We start from the raw sequence: 21,659 nt of genomic DNA on the forward strand, positions 1-21,659 counted from the left end.
CCGCCGCGTTTCCGATGCTTGGGCCGAAAAAATCAGGAGCCGATCGCAACGAGGTGCATGTCACCCGACCGCATTTCCACGCGCGCGCCGATCAGAGGCGCGACCGCGCGGGCGAAATCACCGGGTTCGCTGGTGCGGAAATAGCCAACGATCGGCATCCGGGCGAGAACCGGGTCCTCCACCACCAGCTTGCGGTGATTATAGCGATTCAACTCCGCCACGGCATAGGACAGGGGTTCGCCGTTGAGGGCGAGCCCGCCGCCGCGCCAGGCCAGGGCGCGCTCGATCTCGTCTGCGGCCTTCACCGCCACGATGGCCCGCGTGCCCGTCGCGACGAAACTGCGCTCCCCTCGCGCGATGCGGGTGCGGGTCGCTTCGTGGCCCTCTATCCAAGTCTCGACCACGCCTTCGGTCACGAGGACGTCGACGCCTTCGGGATTGCGCCGGACCGAAAAGGCGGTGCCGACGGCGCGGACGCGGACGTTGCCGATATCGACCACGAAGGGGCGGTGCGCGTCGTGTGCGACCTGAAACCAGGCTTCGCCTTCCTCCAGGGTGATATGGCGCCGCTCGGGTTCGAGCGCGACCGCGATGCGGCTGGCGGTGTTGACCGTGGCGATCGAACCGTCGGCCAGTGGCAGCCGCCGCACCTCGCCGATCGTCGTCGAAAATTGCTGGCCCGACGGCATCAACAAAACGCCCGCGATGCCCGCCGCGATCGCCGTGCCAGCGATGGCGCCGCCGGCAAGGAAGCGGCGCCGGGTGGTCCGCGCTGGCGCCGGGGTTTCCTCTTCCGGTGCGGCGGGGATGCTCTCCGCATCGATCAGCGCGGGGCCGCGGTCGATATAGACCAACGCCGCCTCGGCGCGCAGCAGCGAGCCTTCCCGCCGTTCGTCGGCGGCGAGCCAGGTGTCGAACTCCCGCTGTTCGCCGGGGGAGAGCGGGCCTGCATCGCGGCGGATGGCCCAGCGCGCCGCGCCATCGTCATCCATTGCCCGACGTGCCTTTGACCGCCGTGTGGCGCGTTTCCGAAGGGTCGGCGCTTTCGCGATCTTCGTTCGTGATCGCCTTGAGGATGAGCTTGAGGCCGCGAATGGCCTGTTGCTCGATGGTATGTTCGGGCAGGTCGAGCCGTTCGGCGATCTCGCGCTGCGAGACGCCCTCGACGCGGCGCAGCTCGAATATCTCGCGGCAGCGCGGCGGCAAATCCTCGATCATGCGCCGCACGCGCGCCAGCTCGCGCCGCGCGGCGACGTGCCGCTCCGGGCCGGGAGCGTCGTCTTCGAGCGCCAGCGCCTGCGCGTCCGTCAGATGATCGATCCGCACGATCCGATTGCGGCGAATGCGCTGGAGCATCACCATCCGCGCGGCCGTGAACAGATAGCCGCGCCCGTCGCGAATATGCGCGACGCTCTTCAGCCGGGCGATGTTCAAATAGGTTTCCTGCACGATGTCGTCGATTTCCTCACCCGCAACCGCCATGCGCCGCAGACGCGCGCGCAGCGCGGCCTCGTGCGGAATCACGTTGCCGGCCACCCACGCGATAATCTCGGCACGGCTTTGCCCCAAGCCGATACTCCTCCTCTCCCGATTTTCGCCTTGGCTGTCCCGTCTCTTTCTCGCCTCGGCTAATTAGTAGGATGCACCGCGGCGACTTTTCCGATTGCCGGGCGAAAGTTTTTGAAAAATCCCGCTAACGGGGCTTCTTTCCCTGCGCGCGCAGCTCGTCGAGGTGGTCGCTCCACCATTGTGCCATCTTCACGCGCTCCTTCCAATGCGTGCCGCGGTGATAGGCGGCGCGGACCCGGTCGGTGTCGCCGTGCGCCAGCGCGCGTTCGATCGCGTCGGGCGACCATAGCCCGGATTCGTTGAGCAAGGTGCTCGCCATCGCCCGGAAGCCATGCCCCGTCATTTCATCGCTCGCATAGCCGAGCCGGCGCAGCGCGGCGTTGAGCGTATTGTCCGACATCGGGCGCTTGCGGCTGCGGATCGACGGGAAGGCATAGCCGCTATTGCCCGAGAACATTTGCAGCGACCGGAACAACTCGATCACCTGATGCGACAGGGGGACGTGATGGGGTTTCCGCATCTTCGTCTTCTCCGCCGGGATCGTCCATAGTGCAGCTTCGAGGTCGATTTCGCCCCATTCGGCGTGCCGCAGTTCGCCGGGCCGAACGAAAACATGCGGGGCGATCCGCAAGGCGAGCTTGGTTACGACATGTCCCTCATAGTCGTCGATCGCGAGCAGGAGTTCGCCGACCTCCTTGGGATCGATGACCGCGCCATAGTGCGTCACTTTCGGCACGATGAGCGCGCCCCGCAAATCGCGCGTCGGGTCCGAATTCAATCGGACGGTGGCGACTGCGTAGCGGAACACGCCGCTGGCGAGCTGCAGCGTCCGGCGCGCGCTTTCGTAATTGCCCTTGGCCTCGATCTTGCGAATGGCGGCGAGGACATCGGCGGGGCCGATTTCGGTGACGGGGAGGCGGCCGATGGCAATGCTGATTTGCGAAAGCAGATACTCGCTTCGTTTCGCGGTGGCCGGCGCCCAGGCGCGCGCGCCGTCGCGGCGACGCTTGCGGCAATATTCGTCGGCAATGGCGGCGAAGGTGTTCGCTGCCTCCATGAACGCGCGGTGCTTTTCGAGTTGCTTTTCGCGGGCGGGGTCCCGGCCGTGGGCAACCATCTGGCGCGCTTCATCGCGGCGGCGGCGCGCTTCGCTCAAGCTGATGTCGGGATAGGTGCCCAGAGCCAGCTTCTTCTCGCGTCGGAGGACCCGATATTTGAACCGCCAAAGCTTTCCGCCGCTCGGCTGAACCAGCAGGAAGAGGCCGAGCGAGTCGCCCATTTTATAGGATTTTTCTCGGGGCTTGGCGTTGCGGATCGCGACATCTGAAAGCGGCATGGTTCAAGCCTTTCCACCGAGTGGCCCCCATGCTGGGGGCTACTCGAATTGAAGCCCGACGCTAGAATCGGCAAAATGGCCCCCAAACACGCTCGGATGCTGTCGGATCGTGCTGGACATCGTCGGAGAACGAAAGGCAATATACCGCAGTTTTCTGCGGCTTTCAAAGGCAAACTCGGACAATGTCGGATGAGGTCATGGAGCGGGTGAAGGGAATCGAACCCTCGTCGTAAGCTTGGGAAGCTTCTGCTCTACCATTGAGCTACACCCGCGCGCTGTCCGGCCTTTGCCGTTTCAGGCGCCGCCGGTCAATCCTTCGCCGTGCCGCTCGCACAAAAAGCAGCTTGTCGCGGCGCGCCCGGCGCAATAGCGGCAAGGGAGACAAGGTATAGGGAGAGAGAAGCCGGTGTTCGATACGCTCAGCCTCGCCAGCCTGCCGGACGCCGACGAAGCGATCCGGCCGGCGATTCGCGCGCTCGCGGCCGAAGCCGCATCGGCGGCCGGGGCCGATCGTCGCGTCCGCTCGTGGCAGGGCTATGATCCTGCCTTCAGCCGTCGCCTCGGCGAAGCGGGCTTTCTCGGCCTCACGCTCCCCAAGCGCTATGGCGGGCACGAGCGCGGGCCGTTCGCGCGCTTCGTCGTCGTCGAGGAATTGCTTGGCGTCGGGGCGCCCGTCGCGGCGCACTGGATTGCCGACCGACAGAGCGCGCCGCTGATCCTCAATTTCGGCAGCGAAGCACAGCGCGAATCCTATCTGCCCCGTATTGCAAAGGGCGAAATCTTCTTCTGCATCGGAATGAGCGAGCCGGGGTCGGGCTCCGACCTTGCCAGCGTGCGCACCCGCGCGGCGCGCACCGAAACCGGCTGGCGCGTCAACGGGCAGAAGATCTGGACCTCGGGCGCGCCGCACTGCGATTATATGATCGCGCTGCTCCGCACCTCGGGCAGCCCCGACGACCGCCACGCCGGGCTGTCGCAGCTCATCATCGACCTCAAGGCCCCCGGCGTCACCATCCGCCCGATCCGCGATCTCGCCGGCGACGAACATTTCGCCGAAGTCTTTTTCGAGGATGTCGATCTGCCCGCCGACGCGCTGATCGGCGAAGAAGGCGAGGGATGGAAACAGGTCACCGCCGAACTCGCCTTCGAGCGCAGCGGGCCCGAGCGCATCTATTCGAGCGTCGTGCTGCTCGACGCGTGGATCGCGCATTTGCAGCGCACGGGCCGCCGCGACGATCCCGCGACGCTGGCGCTCGTCGGCGATTTCACCGCGCGGCTCGGCGTGCTGCGCGCGATGTCGATCGCCTGCACCGCGCGGCTCGCGGCGGGCGAAAGCCCGGTAACCGAGGCGTCGCTGGTCAAGGACCTCGGCACCGCGTTCGAGCAGCAACTGCCGGCGGCCATCGGCGACGATCTGGCCGCGCATCCCGATGAGGCGGTCGATGCGGAGCTCTATCGCGCCCTGCTCTACGTCACCCATGTCGCGCCGAGCTTTTCGCTGCGCGGCGGGACGCGCGAGATATTGCGCGGCATCATCGCGCGCGGGATGGGGCTACGATAATGAGCGAATTTCTCGAACCTTTCGAACGGATGCTGGAAAGCCTGTCGCCGCCCGCGGCGGTGCGCGCGGTCGAGGCGGGCGGCAGCGCCGACGCGCTGTGGGACGGCCTCGCCGAATCGGGCTTCCTCGATGCGCTGGTTCCCGAGGAGCGCGGTGGCGCGGGCCTGCCGCTCGCCGAGGTCGGCGCGCTGTGGCAGGCGCTCGGCCGCCACGCCGTGCCGCTCCCGGTCGGCGAGACGATGCTCGCGCGCGCGTTGCTCGCCGACGCTCCCGACGGCCCGATCGCGCTCGCGACCGCGAAGCCGGGGATCGGGGTCGTCGTGCCCTTCGGCCGCGTCGCGCGCCATGTCCTGCTCGACATCGACGATAGGCTTCATCTGGTTGAGGCAGCGGGCGAGCCGACGGGCGTGCCGGGCAGCCTCGCCGCGCGGATGCGCTGGGATGCGGTTCCGGCGGCCAGCGTCGGCGCCGCTCCCGCGGGCGGGCTGCGGGCGCTCGCCGCAATCCTTCGCGCCGCGCTGATCGCGGGGGCCGCCGACCGGCTCACGGCGATGACCGCTGCCTATGCCGGCGAGCGCGTCCAGTTCGGCAAGCCGATCGGCAAGCAGCAGGCGCTTCAGCAGCAGATGGCAGTGATGGCCGAGGATATGGTCGCGTGCCGCATCGCGGCGCAGCTCGGCTGCGCGGGCGCTTTCCCGCCAAGCCTTGCCGCCGCCGCGACCGCCAAATCGGTGACCAGCGCCGCTGCGGCGCGGATCGCCGCCACCGCGCACGCGGTCCATGGCGCGATCGGGATCAGCGAGGAATATGACCTCCAGCTTTTCACCCGCCGCCTCCACGAAGGACGATTGGCCGACGGCTCGGAAAGTTATTGGAACCGTCTGTTAGGCGCGGCGCGCCTTGCCGATGCGCGCGGGTCGGTCGATTATGTGCGGGAGATGTTTTTCCAAGATTCCTGATCGTCATTCCCGCCTCCGCGGGAATGACGAGGAAAAGAACGACGAGATCGGCTCTATCGCGCCGATTCCAGGATCGTTTCCATCGCGACGAAGGTCGAGGTGCTCGCGACATGCGGCAGGCTCGATATCTTCTCGCCGAGCACAATGCGATAGCGGCGGATGTCGGGGGTGCGCACCTTGAGCAGATAGTCGAAGCTGCTCGCGATCATGTGGCATTCCTCGACCTCGGGAATCCGGCGCACCGCGGTGTTGAATTGCCGCAGCGCCTCCTCGCGTGTGTCGGACAATTTCACCTCGGCGAAGGCGACATGGTCGAGGCCTACCTTCGCCGGATCGACGATCGCGCGAAAGCCGGTGATCAGCCCGCTCGCGACCAGCCTTTTGACCCGCTGCTGGCACGGCGTCTTCGACAATCCCACACGCTGCGCGAGGTCGGTGTAGGTGATCCGCCCGTCGCGCCCCAATATGCTCACTATCTTGCGATCGAACTCGTCCAGTTCGACTATGGATCGGTCAATTTTCATATCATCAGACTAAGATGGGCAAGAAATTTGGTCAAAGCATAAATTTGAAAGCCTATATGAAGTCGGATCGACCGATCGGGATATGCTATGGCGGCAGCATGACCCAGCCCACCGACCGCGCCGCGCTTCGCGCCCTCGCCCGCCGTTCCGAAACCGACATCGTCGCCGGTCTGCGCGCCGACCTTGCCCGATCGCCCGCTACCGTCGTCGCGACGACCGAGCGCGGGCTCGCGCTGATCCGGAAGGCGAAGGCTGAGGGCGACCGTGAGACGCTCGTCGCGCAGCTGATGAACCGCTACCGCCTGTCGACCGAGGAGGGCGTCGTGCTGATGTGCCTTGCCGAGGCGCTGCTCCGCGTCCCCGACAGCGCGACTGCCAACGCGCTGATCCGCGACAAGATCGCCGGGCGCCACTGGAAGGAAGGCGAGGATGAGGACAGCCCGCTGATCGTCGCGCTCTCGGCGCGCGGACTGTCGCTGGGGTCGGCGACGCTGATGCTCGATGCGCTCGGCAGCAAGGCGAACCCGCTGACCCTGCTCAAGGCGATGATCCGCCGTTCGGGCGAGCCGGTGATCCGCCAGGCGGCGCTCGCGGCGATGAAGATGCTCGGCCAGCAATTCGTGATGGGCGAGACCATCGACGCCGCGGTCAAGCGCGCCGACAAGGACAAGAGCGAACTCGCGAGCTTCGACATGCTCGGCGAGGCGGCGCGCACCGCCGCGGACGCGGCGCGTTACTACGACAGCTATGCGAATGCGATCGCGCGCATCGGGCGCAAGGCGAAGGCGGGCGATCCCTTCGCCAACCACGGCATCTCGATCAAGCTGTCGGCGCTGCATCCGCGCTACGAATATCTGCAAGGACAGCGCGTCCGCGACGAACTGATCCCGCGCGTGATCGAGCTCGCCCGCGCCGCGCGCGACGTCAACATCCCGTTGATGATCGATGCGGAGGAGAGCGACCGGCTCGAACCGCATATGGACGTCTATGCCGCACTGATCGACGCCGGGATCGCCGACGGCTGGACCGGGCTCGGCATCGTCATCCAGGCCTATCAGAAGCGCGCGCCGGAAGTGATCCGCTGGGTTGCCGCGCGCGCGCGCCAGCGTGGCGTCAAGCTGTCGATGCGGCTCGTCAAGGGGGCCTATTGGGATACCGAAATCAAGCGCGCGCAAACGCTCGGCCTCGGCGACTTTCCGGTGTTCACCGCGAAGAACCATACCGATCTCAATTACATGCAGTGCGCGCAGATATTGCGCGAGGCGCAGGACTGCATCTTCCCGGCCTTCGCCAGCCACAATGCGATGACGCTCGCCTTCGTCGCCGAACTGTTCGCGGGCGCCGATTACGAGCTGCAGCGGCTCCACGGCATGGGTGAGGGCGCGCACGACGCAATCGTCGCGCTGGCGCCGCCGCCGCGCCCGGTGCGCGTCTACGCCCCGGTCGGCACGCACCGCGACCTGCTCGCCTATCTCGTCCGCCGCCTGCTCGAAAACGGCGCGAACAGCAGCTTCGTCCACCAATTTTCCGACCCCGACGTCACCGCGGAGGAACTGGCGGTCGATCCGCGCAGCATCGCGAGCACGCCGTCCAGGATTCCGACCGGACTTCAGCTCTTCGACCCCGCGCGGCGCAATTCGCGCGGCTACGACCTCGGCGATCCGGGCGTGCCCGAAGCGCTTGCCGCTGCGATTGCCAAGGCAAAGCGCAGCGACCTCATCGCGGCGCCGATCGTTGGCGGTGTGCGGCACGATGGCCAGGCCGAGCCGGTTCGCAATCCCGCGACCGGCGCGATCGTCGGACAGGTGGTGGAAGCCGATGCCAAGGCGGTCGACGCGGCCGTTGCAGCGGCGCGCAAGGCGCAGAATAACTGGAGCCTCGCCGGGGGCGCCTTCCGCGCCGAGCGGCTCGAACGCGCCGCCGACCTGATCGAGGAGCGCGACGCCTTCTTCCTCGGCCTCGCGATCGACGAGGCGGGCAAGACGCTCGTCGACGCCATCGCCGAGGTGCGCGAGGCGACCGACTTCCTGCGCTATTACGCCGCGCAGGCGCGCGCCGACTTCACTTACCCCATCGCGCTCCCCGGCCCGACCGGCGAGCGCAACGAACTGATCCTCGAAGGCAAGGGCGTCTTCGTCGCCATCAGCCCGTGGAACTTCCCGCTCGCCATCTTCCTCGGCCAGGTGTCGGCGGCGCTTGCGGCGGGCAATGCGGTGCTCGCCAAGCCCGCCGAGCAGACCCCGCTCATCGCGCACGCCGCGATCGAACTGCTGCTCGAAGCGGGGGTGCCGGGTGATGTCCTCCACTATCTCCCCGGCCGCGGCGAGACCGTCGGCGCGGCGCTGACGAGCCATGACGCCATCATCGGCGTCGCCTTCACCGGCTCGACCGAGGTCGCGCGCGCGATCAACCGCAGCCTCGCCGGGCGCGACGGCCCGATCGCGACGCTGATCGCCGAGACCGGAGGCGCCAACGCGATGATCGTCGATTCGACCGCGCTTCCCGAACAGGTCGCGCGCGATGCGGTCGCTTCGGCCTTCCAGTCGGCGGGCCAGCGCTGTTCGGCGCTACGCCTGCTCTGCGTGCAGGAGGATGTCGCGGAGACGATGATCGAGATGGTCGCGGGCGCGATGGCCGAGCTCAACGTCGGCGACCCGTCGATCCTCGCCACCGATGTCGGCCCGATCATCGACGAGGAAGCGCAGGCCAATATCGCCGCCTATGTCGCCGAGGCGCGCGGGGCGGGCCGGGTGATCGCCGAAGCGGTGCGCACGAATCTTCCCGCGAGCGGCCATTTCGTGCCGCCGGTGATGATCCGCCTCGACCATGTCACCGATTTGAAGCGCGAAATCTTCGGCCCGGTCCTGCATGTCGCGACGTGGAAGGGCGGCGAACTCGACGCGCTGATCGATGCGATCAATGCTTCGGGCTATGGCCTGACGCTCGGCGTTCACACCCGCATCGACGGGGTCGCGGCGCACATCGCCGCGCGGGCCGAGGTCGGCAACGTCTATGTCAACCGCAACCAGATCGGCGCGATCGTCGGGTCGCAGCCGTTCGGCGGGCGCGGCCTGTCGGGGACGGGACCAAAGGCGGGCGGCCCGCACTATCTCCACCGCTTCGCCGAGGAAAAGTCGATCTCGACCGACATCACCGCCGCGGGGGGCAATGCGGCGTTGATGGCGGGATAAGGTGAAATCCTCCGGTGGACCGGCAGGATTATAAGACCACGAGGCCCGATACAGAGTGGACGGCTGTCCCAGGCGATACGCCCGAAGCGTCTCGCGGCTTATATGCCGCGGCGACCTCTTATTATGGTTCCCCCAGCAGCGCCGCGATTATAACCGTTTTGAAGCTATTCGCCAACGACAATCACGCGCCCGGCACTCCCAGCATCTGCGCCTGCGCTTTCAGCCGCCCCGCCGCGCCCGGATTGGCCGCGGTGGCATCCTTCAGCGCCTGCGCGGCCTTCGCCGTCTCGCCCAGCGTCATCCGGCTGCGCATCAGCATGATCCAGCGATCGACGTTTGCCGGATCGGCCTTCAGCTTGGCCTCCAGTCCGCTCACCATGCCCTCGATCATCGCGTCCTGCTGTCCCTTGGGAAGCTGCGAGGCGGCTTCCATGTCGGCGCGGCTCGGCCCCGGGATCGCGCGCGCCGCGACCGGCATCTCCTCGGGCTTCAGCGGCCGTGCCTGCGTGTTCATCAGCCGCGCGCCGACGTCGATCTTGTGGATCGCCGCGACCTGTTCGATCGTGCGGCGCAGGTCCGCTTCCCACGGCGCGCCCTGCGGCGTGTCGGCGAGCAGCGCGAACCAGTCCTCGATCGCGCCCTTGTGGTCGCCGCCGATGTCCTTCTTGACCGCGAGGAAATAGCGCGCGCGCGGGTCCTTGGCGTCGAGCGCGATGGCTTTGTTAAAGGCTTGCGAAGCCGCGGCGGGCATCGGATCGCGTTCGCTCGCCATCACGCGCGCTTCGCCGAGCGCCGACCACAGCCCCGCCGACTCGGGCGAAAGCGCCGTTGCCTTCTCGTAAGCGGCGGCGGCGCCGGGATAATCGCTCATGTCGAACCGCGCCGCGCCGAGCGCGGTCCACGCCGCGGCGCTGTCCGGTTCGCGCACCGTCCGCGCCTCGAGCGCGGCGAGCTGGTCGTCGGGGGACGCGGCGGCGGCAACGGGCGCCGATGGCGTGGAAGCGGCGGAATCGCGCCAGATCGCATAGCCCACCGCCCCCGCCAATAACAGAAAGGCGGCGACCAATATCGCCCGGTTGACCCCGCCGAGCCCCCCCGCCATCTTCTTGCTCTCGTTCATCTTTGTCCCCGTCCTTGTCCGCCCGGCGGCGCGCTGAAAAACACCGCCGCCCTGCGCTCGCATCTTGCCTTTGCTTCGCGATGGTGTAGCCTTTCACCCGCGAGGTCGGTCAACGATAAAATCGTCAGTGGGGTCGCGCCGATTTTCCCAGGCAATAGGGGGAGGGGTGCATGGCAGTTTCGGATCATGTCGACTTTTCGACGTTCATGGAAGGCGTGAAGCGGCGCAACCCGGGGCAACCCGAGTTCGTTCAGGCGGTTCAGGAGGTGTCCGAGGACATTTTCGATTTCATCGCCGACAAGGAAGAATATCACGCGCAGCAGATATTGCGGCGCATCGCCGAACCCGACCGGGTCGTCTCCTTCCGCGTCTGCTGGGAGGATGACAACGGCAATATCCGCGTCCAGCGCGGCTGGCGCGTTCAGAACAACAATGCCATCGGCCCCTATAAGGGCGGCATCCGCTTTCACCCGTCGGTGACCGAAAGCGTCCTCAAATTCCTGGCGTTCGAACAGACGTTCAAGAATGCGCTCACCGGCCTGCCGATGGGCGGCGGCAAGGGCGGATCGAACTTCAACCCCAAGGGCAAGAGCGTGCGCGAAATCATGCGCTTCTGCCAGAGCTTCATGACCGAGCTTTATCGCCACATCGGCGCCGACATCGACGTGCCGGCCGGCGACATCGGTGTCGGCGGGCGCGAGATCGGTTATATGTTCGGCCAGTATAAGCGCATCACCAACGAATTTACCGGGGTGCTGACCGGCAAGGGCCTCGAATGGGGCGGCTCGCTGATCCGCACCGAGGCGACGGGTTATGGCGCGGTCTATTTCCTCGCCAACATGCTCGCGGCAAAGGGGCAGGATCTCGTCGGCAAGAGCGCGGTCATCTCGGGCTCGGGCAATGTCGCGACCCACGCCGCCGAAAAGATCGTCCAGCTTGGCGGCAAGGTGCTGACCCTGTCCGATTCGGGGGGCTTCATCCACGATCCCGACGGCATCACCCAGGACAAGATCGACTGGGTGAAGGCGCACAAGACGCACCGCCGCGGCCGCATCGAGGATTATTGCGCCGAGTATAAGGGCGCGAGCTTCACTGCCGGCAAGACGCCGTGGGGCGTGCCGTGCGACGTCGCGCTGCCCTGCGCGACGCAGAACGAACTGCTCGGCGATGATGCCAGGGAACTCGTCAAGAACGGCTGCATCGCGGTCAGCGAGGGCGCCAACATGCCGACCAACCTCGAAGGTGCGCATCACTTCCGCGACGCGAAGATCATGTTCGCGCCGGGCAAGGCCGCCAATGCCGGCGGCGTCGCGGTGTCGGGCCTTGAAATGAGCCAGAACAGCGGCCGCCGCGCGTGGAGCGAGGGCGAACTCCAGCAGATGCTCAAGGACATCATGGACGGCATCCACAAGAGCTGCCTGACCTATGGCGATCGCGGCGACGGTTATATCGATTATGTGAAGGGCGCGAATATCGCCGGTTTCAAGAAGGTTGCCGACGCGATGCTCGCTTTCGGGGTTGTATGACGACGGTCTAGGCGCAAAGGCGTCAGACGGGAAAGGGGACACAGGGCATGACGACCGACGCGATAGCGAGGCGCGGCGAGCGACCATGGGCGGCCATGGGCGCGCTCGCGCTTCTTTTGCTCGCGCTGGTCGTCGCGGCGCTGCTTTCGGCCCCGCCCGCGCGCTCGCAGGGCGAGGGCGGCGCGCGCTATGTCGGGGTCGCGTCCTGCGCCGGATCGACCTGCCACGGCCGGATGGAGGGCGACGGCACCGTCGTCCGCCAGGACGAGCTGATGAAATGGCAGGAACCTTCCACCCCCGGCGGCGCGCATAGCCGCGCCTGGGCGGTGCTTCAGGGCAGCCGCAGCCAGTTCATCGCGCGCAATCTCGGCATCGGCGATCCGGCAAGGGCGCCGATGTGCCTCGGCTGCCACAGCACCGCGGGGACGGCGCGCGCGGTGCCGGCCGAGGACGGCGTCGGCTGCGAATCGTGCCACGGCCCAGCCGGCGGCTGGATCGCGAGCCATTATGCCGGGATCGCCGCCACCGCCGATCCCGACCGCGAGATGCGCGAAAAGCATCTCGCCAACCTGCGCGCTGGGCTTCGCAAGCTCGAGGACCCGGTGGTGCGCGCGGGCGTCTGCGTCGATTGCCACTTCGGCGCGGCGGGCGAGGGGCAGTTCGTGACGCACCGCATCATGGCGGCGGGGCACCCGCGCATCTCGTTCGAGCTCGATCTCTTCTCTTCGCTCCAGGCGCATCACCACGAAGACAGTGATTATGGCTGGCGCAAATTCGGCGCGAGCGGCGCGCGCACCGACCATGTCCAGATGTGGGCGGTGGGCCAGGCGACCGCGCTCGAACGCAGCCTGTCGCTCTTCCAGTCGCGGCGCGGGACCGAGGGGATGTTTCCCGAATTTTATTTCCTCGACTGCCACAGTTGCCATCGCCGCATCTATGACCAGGCGAAGCCGGTGAAGACGAGCGTCGATAATCCGGGGCGCGCCGCAATCCCCGAAGGGATGCCGCCCTATAATGACGAGAATCTGATCATGCTGGCCGCCGCCGCGCGCGTCGCCGCGCCGGCGCTTGCCGAACAGCTTGCGGCGCGCACCGCGGCGTTCCACAAGGCGATGACCGTCGACCGCGCCAGCGCGGTGGCCGCCGCCGCCCAGCTCGGCCAGACGGTGTCGGCGCTCAAGAGCGCCTTCGCCGCGCGCGGCTTTTCGGGCGCCGATGCCTTCACGCTGGTCGATGCGATCGCGGCAAAGGCGACCGCCGACCGCTTCACCGACTATGCGGGGTCGCAGCAGGCGGTGATGGGGATCGACACCCTGCTCAATGCGATGGTCTCGTCGGGCCGCGTCACCGTCGGCGCCGCCGCCGGAATCCGCGCCGACATCGACCGCGCCTATACGTCGGTCAAGGACCCCAACGCCTATAAGCCCACCGATTTCCAGACCTCGTTCGGCAGCGCGGTCAGCGCGATCCGGGCGCTGCGGTAAAGCGATATGCACAGCAAATCCCATCTCTTCCGTTCGGCGGCCTTTGCCGCGATCGGCTCGCTGCTCCTCGCCTCATGCGGTGGTGGAGGCGGGGGCGGTAGCACGCCGACGCCCACGCCTACCCCTACGCCGACCCCCACCCCAACGCCAACCGGCGGGCTCTATACGCCGCCCGCCGCCGAATCGCTGAGCGTCGCCGAGGTGCAGACGGTACTCGCCAACGCGATTTCGGAAGCGCAGGCGCGCGGTCTGCCGTCGGTGATCGCGGTAACCGATCGCGTCGGCAACGTCCTTGCCGTTTTCCGCATGGCCGGCGCGCGCGCGACCGCGACGACCGCGGCGGCGCCGAACGGCGTCAATATGGACGCGCAGAACGTCACGTTCCCCGCCGAGGGCGGCGCGATCGCCAAGGCGATCACCGGCGCTTACCTATCGAGCGGCGGCAACGCCTTTTCGACCCGCACCGCGAGCCAGATCGTGCAGCAGCATTTCCCGCCCGCGCCGACCACCGTTGGCCTCGAAAGCGGGCCCCTGTTCGGGGTGCAGTTCAGCCAGCTTCCGTGCAGCGACTTCTCGTCGCGCTTCGGCGCGGCGGGCGCGGCGGCGATGATCGGGCCGAAACGCTCGCCGCTCGGCCTCGCCGCCGATCCCGGCGGGCTGCCGCTCTACAAGAATGGCGTCCTCGTCGGCGCGGTCGGCGTGATGGGCGACGGGGTCTATGGCCTCGACACCAATATCCTCGACGTCGATGACGATGCCGAGGAATTTATTGCGCTCGCCGGCACGCGCGGGTTCGAGGCGCCGGCGGCGATCACCGCCGACAAGATCAGCGTCGACGGCACCAGCCTGCGCTTTTCCGACGCGACCGCCGCGGGGCTGAAATCGGGCGGCGGCGCGAGCTTTGCATCGCTGAACGGCGCCGCGGGCAGTCTCGTCGCGGTCCCCGGCTATGCCAATGCCGCGATCGTCGCGGGGGCCACCTACGGCAGCGAGGCGTCGGGCGTCCGCGCCTCGACCACCGCCGAATTTTCGAACCGCGACGCGTTCATCTTCACCGACGGCAGCGGCGCGAACCGCTACCCGATCCGCGCCGGCACCGATGGCGCGGCGAACAGCGCCCCGCTCACCGCCGCCGAGGTGCGCGCGCTGCTCGAGGAAGCCTTCACGGTGATGAGCCGCGCGCGCGCGCAGATCCGCAAGCCGCTCGACAGTCGCGCGCAGGTGACGATCAGCGTCGTCGACACCTTCGGCGCGCCGCTCGGCATCGTCCGCGCCCCCGACGCGCCGATCTTCGGCTCCGACGTGTCCTTGCAGAAGGCGCGCACGGCGGCCTTCTTCTCGAACGCGCAGGCGGGGGCGGAACTCAGCGCCAATGCGAGCGCCGACATCCGGCAGTTCGTTACCGCAGTGCGCAGTTTCCTGAACGACCAGACGGTGCTGACCGGCACGCTCGCCTTTCCCGACCGCGCGGGCGGCAATCTGTCGCGGCCCTATTTCCCTGATGGCGAGGTCGGGCGGCCGAACGGCCCCTTCTCGCGCCCGATCGCGCAGTTCAATCCCTTTTCGACCGGGCTGCAATCGGCGCTGATCATCGGCAATATCGGCCAGCATGTCGGCTTCTTGCAAAACAAGAACGCCGACACGCCGGCGCGCTGCACGACCCTGCCCGACGTCGCGCCGGGGCAGAACCGGCTGCAGAACGGCATCCAGATCTTTCCCGGATCGGTGCCCATCTATCGCGGCGACAAGCTTGTCGGCGGGATCGGCGTGTCGGGCGACGGCATTGATCAGGACGACATGATCAGCTTCCTCGGCGCGAACAACGGCGGCGCGCGTTTCAGTGGCCCCGGCGCTATCGGCAATGCGCCGAAGGATATCCGCACCGATACGGTGGTCGTGACGCTGGCGGACAATAGCAAGGTGCGCCTGCGCTATGTCAACTGCCCCTTCGCGCCGTTCCTCGACACGTCGAAGCAAAATGTCTGCGACGGGCTGTAGATGAGCATCGAAGTCAGCCTTTGGCCGATTATCGCGACGCTCGCGGCGCAAGGCGCGCCCGCGGCCGATGTGCCGCCGTCGCCGCCCGCCGCCGATCCGCCTGCGACCGACCAAGGCGCCGCGACTTCGCCCGCCGACCAGCCGCCGGCCGAGGAGCTGACCCCGCCCCCGCCTCCGGTCGACTGGCAGCTGATGGTCAACGACGATCTCGTCACCCAGATCATCGAGGGCCGTCGCCGTCCCGGCTATACCCCCGACCTTCCCGACCAGTTGACGCAGGACAATGTTGGCGCGCTGCGTCCACCGCCGCCGCAGGCATTTCCGGGAATCGAGGACCAGCTTCCGATCCCCGACCGTTGGCGCCTGATCGAAAGCCTGGGGGTCGTCAAGGAACGCTGGTTCGACCCCTATCACCAGAATACGCTGAAGGGCGATCGGCCGATCGACCGCAGCAAGGTCAAATGGCTGCCGATCAACGGCGACGACTGGTTCTTCGTTCTCAACGCGATCTCGGACACGGTGTTCGAACCGCGCACCTTCCCGATTCCGGTCGGCGTCCAGACGACGTCACGGCCGGGCAGCATCGACGTCTTCGGCAAGAATCGCAGCTTCGTGCTGTCGCAGACGTTCATCGGCGGGGTCGCGCTGATCAAGGGCAACACCGCCTACAAGCCGCCCGATGTCGAATATCGCCTGACGCTTGCCTATAACGCCAATTATGTCGACGTGCCCGAACGGCGCGTCCTCGACGTGCGTCCCTCGAAGAAGAGCCATCGCTTCGATCATTTCATCGGGGTGCAGGAAGCCTTCATCGACAAGCATCTCGGCAACGACAGCGACCGCTACGATTTCCACTCGATCCGCATCGGCATCCAGCCGTTCCAGAGCGATTTCCGCGGCTTCCTGTTCAACGACAGCCAGCTCGGCGTCCGCCTGTTCGGCAACCGCGACAACAACCGCTTCCAATATAATGTCGCGGCCTTCTGGCGGCTGGAAAAGGACACCAACAGCGGCCTCAACGACATCACCCAGACGCCGCGCGACGATTTCATCTTCACCGCCAATCTCTATCGCCAGGATTTCCCGTTCGTCGGGCTGACCAGCCAGGTCAGCGTGACCTACAATATGAACCGCGAAAAGAATGACGTGCAGATCGACCACAACGGCTTTCCGGTGCGGCCGGCCTTGCTGGGGACGCTGCGCGGGCGCGAATATGACGTGACCTATCTCGGCTACAGCGCCGACGGGCGGATCGGGCGGATCAACGTCACCGCCAGTCTCTACGCCGCGCTGGGCGAGGACCGGAACAGCTTCTTCACCGACAAGCCGGCCAAGATCCGCGCGGGCTTCGCCGCCGCCGAACTCAGCTACGACCACGACTGGATGCGCTTCCGCCTTTCGGGGCTTTACGCCAGCGGCGACCGCGATCCCTACAACAACACCGAGGGCGGCTTCGACGCGATCTTCGAAAATCCGATCTTCGGCGGTGCCGACACCAGCTACTGGATCAGGCAGACCATCCCCTTCGCGGGCGGCGGACGCGTCATCTCGATCAACGGCCGCAACGGCATATTGAACTCGCTGCGTTCGTCGAAGGAAGAGGGGCAGTCGAACTTCAACAACCCCGGCACCGTCTTCGTTGGAGCGGGCGGCGATTTCGACCTGTCGCCGCAGATGCGCGTCAGCGTCAACGCCAACCACCTCTGGTTCGACAATACGAAAGTGCTGCAGAATCTGCGCGTCGAGGGCTCGATTCCCAAGGATATCGGCTGGGACCTCTCGATCGCCAGCATCTGGCGACCGAAGGCGACGCAGAATATCGTCGGCCGCCTCAGCGCGGCCGTCCTCCTGCCCGGTAAGGGGTTCAAGGATCTGTTCGACAACAAGGAACGCGACAAGGCCTATGTCTCGATCCTCGCCAACCTGATCGTGAGTTTTTAGACCATGGCGCGCAAGCTCTTCGCCTTTCTTGCCTTCGTGCTGATGATGGCGGCGTTCGGCGCGCAGGGCGTCCGCGCCTCCGAAGAGGAAAAGCCGGTCCAGGTGACCTATCGCTTCACCCCGCCCGCGCCCAAGGAGCAGAGCGAGGCGGACATGCAGACGAAGTCGGAGGGCTGCTATAGCTGCCACGTCCGCACCGACCTGCCGACGATGCACAAGTCCCCGGCGGTGCGGCTCGGTTGCACCGATTGCCACGGCGGCGATTCGACCTCGCCCGCCGCGTTCGGCAAGCCCGAACTCGGTTACGACAGTCCCTATAATCTCGCCGCGAAAAAGATCGCGCACCCGCAGCCGACCTTGCCCGGCGCGTGGGGCGACAGCCCGGCGAACCCCAAGCGAAGCTATACCTTGCTCAACAAGGAAGCCCCCGAGTTCATCCGCTTCGTCAACCCGAGCGACTATCGCGTCGCGCGCGAGGCGTGCGGGTCCTGCCACCTTGAGGTGATCGAGGCGGCCGAGCGCTCGCTGATGTCGACCGCGGCGATGTTCTGGGCGGGCGGTGCCTATAACAACGGCATCGTCCCGTTCAAGAATTCGATCTTCGGCGAGGCCTATACGCGCGACGGCAAGGCCGCGTGCCTGCTCTCGCCCTCGTCGCGGCTGACTGCCGAACAATATAAGCAGGCGTGCGATCCGGCCTTCGGGTTCGACAAGATATTGACCGATGCCGAAAAGAAGCGCGGCGCGCTCGCCAAAGTCTATCCGCTGCCGCGCTGGAACGTCACCCCGCCCAGCGACGTCTTCCGCGTCTTCGAGCGCGGCGGGCGCAACATCGGCACCCAATTCTCCGAAATCGGCCTGCCCAATCCGACCGGCAGCATCCAGCGGCTCGAGGAGCCGGGACGCCCCGACCTCAAACAGTCGAACCGCGGCCCCGGCACCGGGCTGCGCGTCGCGATCGCGATCCTCAACCTCCACAAGACCCGCCTCAACGACCCCTATATGTGGTTCATGGGCACCAACGACCAGCCGGGCGACTATCGCCATTCGGGCTGCGCCGGGTGCCATGTCATCTACGCCAACGACCGCGAGCCGCGGCACAGCCTGATCTATGCGCAATATGGCCGCGACGGCGAGACCGCGACGGTCGACCCGACGATTGCGGAGCGCAAGTGGAAGCCCGATGCGGACGGGCACGGCGGCAGCCATGGCGACGCCGGAAGCCACGCGCCCGATGCCAGCGAGCATGGCGCGCTCGTCGATCCCGCCGCGGCGGCGGCCGGACCGCAGGTGAAACCAGTCAAGGAAAGGCTCGAATCGGGGCATCCGATCGGCCACGCCTTCACCCGCGCGATCCCGACCTCGCAGTGCATGACCTGCCACATGCACCAGCCGAACATCTTCCTGAATTCCTACCTCGGCTACACGATGTGGGACTATGAATCCGACGCGCCGCAGATGTGGCCGGGGCCGAACAACACCGCGCCGCGCCCGCCGGGGATGAGCGACGAGGAGTATCAGAAGACCTACAAGCAGCAGCATTATCCGACCGCGGCCGAGGTTCACCAGGCGCTCGAACGCAATCCCGAGGGCGCGAATCCGCGCGGCCTGTGGTCGAACGTTGAGTTCCTGCGCGACGTCTACGACATCAACGACACCAATCAGAATACCCAGTTCGCCGACTATCACGGCCACGGCTGGAACTTTCGCGGCATCTTCAAGCGCGATCGGAACGGCAATCTGCTCGACGCCGACGGCAATATGTCGACCTACGGCACCGACACCCAGCATATCGTCGATCCCAAGGACCCCGAGAAGTGGCGCAAGAGCTGCGACCATTATAACGATACCAAGGAACGCGAGCTCTGTCTGTCGAGCGCCGATCCCGGCAAGCCGGGGGTCGAGGGCAAGTTCGTGCCCCCCGGCCTCAACCCCGGCAAGAGCGTCCATATGATGGACATTCATGCCGAAAAGGGGATGCAGTGCGCCGACTGCCACTTCGCGCAGGACGCGCACGGCAATGGCTATATCCAGGGCGAGGTCGCGAACGCGATCGAGATCAGTTGCAAGGACTGCCACGGCACCGCCGACGCCTATCCGAACCTGCTCACCTCGAACGTCGCGGCACGGCCGCAGGGCACCAATCTGGCGCTGCTGCGCAACATGGACGGCCGGCGGCGCTTCGAATTCCAGTATAATGACGATGGCGAGGTCACCGGGCTGATCCAGCGATCGATCGTCGACCCGAAGCTCGAATGGCAGATCAGTCTCGTCAAGCAGTCGGTGACGCCGGGGCCGCATTTCAACGCCAAGGCGGCGCGCGCCAAGCTGATGTCGCGGTCGGGTGCCGAGGACGGTAGCTTCGCCTGGGGGCCTGGCGTGGCGAAGGAGGATCGCGCGCACGGCGACGACCGCATGACCTGCTTCACCTGCCACCTGTCGTGGACGACCAGCTGTGGTGGCTGCCATTTGCCGATCGAGGCGAACTGGAAGACCAAGGCGCATCATTTCGAGGGCGAGGAGTCGCGCAATTTCGCGACCTATAATCCGCAGGTCGCGCGCGACGAGATGTTCCAGCTCGGCCGGCACATGCTCACCAAGCCCGGCGAACCCGACGCCGACGGCAGTCCGCGCGGCATCATCACCCCGGTCCGATCATCCTCGGCGCTGATCTTGTCGTCGACGAACATCAACCGCGAACGCATCTATGTGCAGCAGCCGCCGATCTCGGCCGCGGGCTTCTCGAGCCAGGCGTTCGCGCCGCATTTCCCGCACACGGTGCGCCGCCAGGAAACTAAGCAGTGCACCGATTGCCATCTGTCGGCGGCCGACGACAATAATGCGATCATGTCGCAGCTGATGCTGATGGGCACCAATTTCGTCAATTTCGTCGGCCTCAACGTCTGGTCGGGGCAGGAGGACAGCTTCCAGGCGACTCGCGTCACCGAATGGGAAGAGCCGCAGGCGGTGATCGGCAGCTATCTGCAGAAATATGCCTATCCCGACTATTGGAGCCTGCACGTCAACCAGAACGGGCGCGAGCTCAAGAATTGGGTGCGCGGCAAGACGTTCGACAAGAAAGGGTCGGGCGAAAGCAAGTCGCTCGAGGAATTCCGCAACATCGTCCAGGGGACGAGCGGCCGGGTGAACTGCCTCCAGCAGCGCGGCGAATATATGTTCGTGGCGGAAGGCAAGGGCGGTTTCCGCGTCTATGACGTCGCCTCGGTTGGCAACAAGGGCTTCTCCGAACGCATCGTCCGCGCCCCCTTCTCGCCGCTCGGCCACGATACGCACGTCAAGACCACCAACGCGACCTGCATGGCGATCGGCACCAACCAGCCGATCAGCATGGAACGCAACGACAATATCCGAAAGAATTTCCCCGAGAACCACGAACAGGCGCTGCACCCGCTCTATCGCTACGCGGTGATCACCGACAGCGTCGAAGGGCTGATCCTCGTCGACATCGACACCATGGCCGACGGCGAATTCCGCAACAACCGGCTGACGCGGGCACTGACCTGGAACCCCGACAATGTGCTTGCCGGGGCGCGGCACGTCACGCTCGCGGGCAATTATGCCTATATCACCACCGACGCCGGGCTCGTTGTCGTCGACTTGTCGACTCCGCTGGAGCCGAAAGTCACGGCGCAACTGCCGCTGACCGATGCGCGCGCCAGCGCGGTGCAGTTCCGTTACCTCTGGGTCACCGATGCCGAGGGCGTCAGCTTGTTCGACATCACCCATATGGACCGGCCGGTTCCGGTGCCGAGCGGGACGGTGCGGCTCGCCGATGCGCGGAAAATCTATGTCGCGCGCACCTATATGTATATCGCGGCGAAGCAGGACGGGCTCGTCATCGTCGACGTGACGCGCCCCGCGGCGCCGATCGTCTGGCCGGGGCTGACCTTCGACGGCGCGATGAACGATGCCGAGGATGTGATCGTCGGATCGACCAACGCCTCGCTCTTCGCCTATGTCGCCGACGGACGGAACGGCATCAAGGTGCTGCAACTGACCAGCCCCGACAATCCGGGCCTCTACGGCTTCTCGCCGAAACCGACGCCCGAGCTGATCGCCTGGGCGAAGACCCCATCGCCGGCGCTCGCGCTGTCGAAGGGCCTCGATCGCGACCGCGCGGTCGACGAGACCGGCGGCCAGATCGCGATCTTCGGGCGCGTCGGCTCGCGCCCCTTCACGCGCAGCGAGATGGAGAAATTCTTCCTGAACAGCAAAGGGCTGGTCTACAAGGTCAGCGACGCGGTCGACCAGAGCGCATGGCGCCCGCCGCTGGCTTATCCGAACTGAAGGCGAGGGCAGCTAACGGCCTGAAGTCGACCTACCTTCCATCGTCATCCCGGACTTGATCCGGGATGACGAAGGGCTGCAACCGACCGATTGCGGACGCTCGGCATCTCCTAACTTTGTCATTCCCGCGAAGGAGGGCACA

General features: G+C 66.4%; 13 protein-coding genes and 1 tRNA gene. 8 read left to right on the plus strand and 6 right to left on the minus strand.

Annotated elements, in window-relative coordinates:
* Positions 1–32: 32 nt before the first annotated feature.
* The 4 genes from VHO04_RS13270 to VHO04_RS13285 all read right to left on the minus strand — a co-directional run bounded on the left by VHO04_RS13270 (position 33) and on the right by VHO04_RS13285 (position 3,177).
* Entirely contained in the window at positions 33–992 is a 960-nt protein-coding gene (locus tag VHO04_RS13270) for a FecR family protein (protein WP_329628725.1), read from the minus strand.
* Positions 985–1,569, minus strand: coding sequence for a sigma-70 family RNA polymerase sigma factor (locus VHO04_RS13275; RefSeq protein ID WP_329628726.1), 585 nt, complete (start codon positions 1,567–1,569; stop codon positions 985–987). Before VHO04_RS13275 ends, VHO04_RS13270 begins: the two co-directional genes overlap by 8 nt.
* Positions 1,570–1,693: 124 nt before the next feature.
* On the minus strand, positions 1,694–2,905 hold the full coding sequence (locus VHO04_RS13280; protein WP_184101204.1) for a tyrosine-type recombinase/integrase: 1,212 nt from the start codon (positions 2,903–2,905) through the stop codon (positions 1,694–1,696).
* A 198-nt stretch (positions 2,906–3,103) separates the two neighbouring features.
* A tRNA-Gly gene (locus VHO04_RS13285) sits at positions 3,104–3,177 on the minus strand.
* Positions 3,178–3,311: 134 nt separating this feature from the next.
* Between VHO04_RS13285 and VHO04_RS13290 the strand changes: the two genes are divergently transcribed.
* Complete coding sequence (locus VHO04_RS13290; protein ID WP_329628727.1) at positions 3,312–4,466, plus strand: acyl-CoA dehydrogenase family protein; 1,155 nt, start codon at positions 3,312–3,314, stop codon at positions 4,464–4,466.
* Positions 4,466–5,425: an acyl-CoA dehydrogenase gene (locus VHO04_RS13295; RefSeq protein WP_329628728.1), complete on the plus strand. Its 960-nt coding sequence runs from the start codon at positions 4,466–4,468 to the stop codon at positions 5,423–5,425. The genes VHO04_RS13290 and VHO04_RS13295 overlap by 1 nt, the downstream gene beginning before the upstream one ends.
* Positions 5,426–5,478: 53 nt before the next feature.
* Here VHO04_RS13295 and VHO04_RS13300 read toward each other — a convergent pair whose 3' ends face one another.
* Complete coding sequence (locus VHO04_RS13300; protein WP_329628729.1) at positions 5,479–5,949, minus strand: Lrp/AsnC family transcriptional regulator; 471 nt, start codon at positions 5,947–5,949, stop codon at positions 5,479–5,481.
* 98 nt (positions 5,950–6,047) lie between these two features.
* Between VHO04_RS13300 and putA the strand changes: the two genes are divergently transcribed.
* On the plus strand, positions 6,048–9,140 hold the full coding sequence (gene putA / locus VHO04_RS13305) for a bifunctional proline dehydrogenase/L-glutamate gamma-semialdehyde dehydrogenase PutA (protein ID WP_329628730.1): 3,093 nt from the start codon (positions 6,048–6,050) through the stop codon (positions 9,138–9,140).
* 181 nt (positions 9,141–9,321) lie between these two features.
* Here the strand turns inward: putA and VHO04_RS13310 are convergent, their stop codons facing one another.
* The gene (locus tag VHO04_RS13310) at positions 9,322–10,260 is read right to left on the minus strand and encodes a tetratricopeptide repeat protein (RefSeq protein ID WP_329628731.1); all 939 of its coding nucleotides are present in this window, start codon (positions 10,258–10,260) and stop codon (positions 9,322–9,324) included.
* Between the two features lie 170 nt (positions 10,261–10,430).
* On the opposite strand from VHO04_RS13310, the gene gdhA reads away from it, so the two are divergent.
* The 5 genes from gdhA to VHO04_RS13335 are packed head-to-tail and all read left to right on the plus strand — an operon-like array spanning position 10,431 to position 21,517.
* Positions 10,431–11,786, plus strand: coding sequence for an NADP-specific glutamate dehydrogenase (gene gdhA / locus VHO04_RS13315; RefSeq protein ID WP_329628732.1), 1,356 nt, complete (start codon positions 10,431–10,433; stop codon positions 11,784–11,786).
* Between the two features lie 47 nt (positions 11,787–11,833).
* On the plus strand, positions 11,834–13,270 hold the full coding sequence (locus VHO04_RS13320) for a multiheme c-type cytochrome (protein ID WP_329628733.1): 1,437 nt from the start codon (positions 11,834–11,836) through the stop codon (positions 13,268–13,270).
* A 6-nt stretch (positions 13,271–13,276) separates the two neighbouring features.
* Complete coding sequence (locus tag VHO04_RS13325) at positions 13,277–15,268, plus strand: heme-binding protein (protein ID WP_329628734.1); 1,992 nt, start codon at positions 13,277–13,279, stop codon at positions 15,266–15,268.
* Entirely contained in the window at positions 15,269–17,209 is a 1,941-nt protein-coding gene (locus VHO04_RS13330; protein WP_329628735.1) for a hypothetical protein, read from the plus strand.
* 3 nt (positions 17,210–17,212) lie between these two features.
* Positions 17,213–21,517 carry a hypothetical protein gene (locus VHO04_RS13335; RefSeq protein WP_414713114.1) on the plus strand — a complete coding sequence of 1,435 codons (4,305 nt, stop codon included), beginning with the start codon at positions 17,213–17,215 and terminating at the stop codon, positions 21,515–21,517.
* Positions 21,518–21,659 lie beyond the last annotated feature (142 nt).

Origin of the sequence: Sphingopyxis sp. (genome assembly GCF_036261875.1) — a bacterium.
In the GTDB taxonomy this organism is placed as follows: Bacteria; Pseudomonadota; Alphaproteobacteria; order Sphingomonadales; family Sphingomonadaceae; genus Sphingopyxis.

Excerpts from the sequence above, each read along its gene's own strand:
- VHO04_RS13270 (WP_329628725.1), bottom strand. The coding sequence starts at position 992 with ATGGATGACGATGGCGCGGCGCGCTGGGCCATCCGCCGCGATGCAGGC.
- VHO04_RS13280 (WP_184101204.1), bottom strand. The coding sequence starts at position 2,905 with ATGCCGCTTTCAGATGTCGCGATCCGCAACGCCAAGCCCCGAGAAAAA.
- VHO04_RS13295 (WP_329628728.1), top strand. The coding sequence starts at position 4,466 with ATGAGCGAATTTCTCGAACCTTTCGAACGGATGCTGGAAAGCCTGTCG.
- VHO04_RS13300 (WP_329628729.1), bottom strand. The coding sequence starts at position 5,949 with ATGAAAATTGACCGATCCATAGTCGAACTGGACGAGTTCGATCGCAAG.
- putA (WP_329628730.1), top strand. The coding sequence starts at position 6,048 with ATGACCCAGCCCACCGACCGCGCCGCGCTTCGCGCCCTCGCCCGCCGT.
- VHO04_RS13310 (WP_329628731.1), bottom strand. The coding sequence starts at position 10,260 with ATGAACGAGAGCAAGAAGATGGCGGGGGGGCTCGGCGGGGTCAACCGG.
- gdhA (WP_329628732.1), top strand. The coding sequence starts at position 10,431 with ATGGCAGTTTCGGATCATGTCGACTTTTCGACGTTCATGGAAGGCGTG.
- VHO04_RS13320 (WP_329628733.1), top strand. The coding sequence starts at position 11,834 with ATGACGACCGACGCGATAGCGAGGCGCGGCGAGCGACCATGGGCGGCC.
- VHO04_RS13325 (WP_329628734.1), top strand. The coding sequence starts at position 13,277 with ATGCACAGCAAATCCCATCTCTTCCGTTCGGCGGCCTTTGCCGCGATC.
- VHO04_RS13330 (WP_329628735.1), top strand. The coding sequence starts at position 15,269 with ATGAGCATCGAAGTCAGCCTTTGGCCGATTATCGCGACGCTCGCGGCG.
- VHO04_RS13335 (WP_414713114.1), top strand. The coding sequence starts at position 17,213 with ATGGCGCGCAAGCTCTTCGCCTTTCTTGCCTTCGTGCTGATGATGGCG.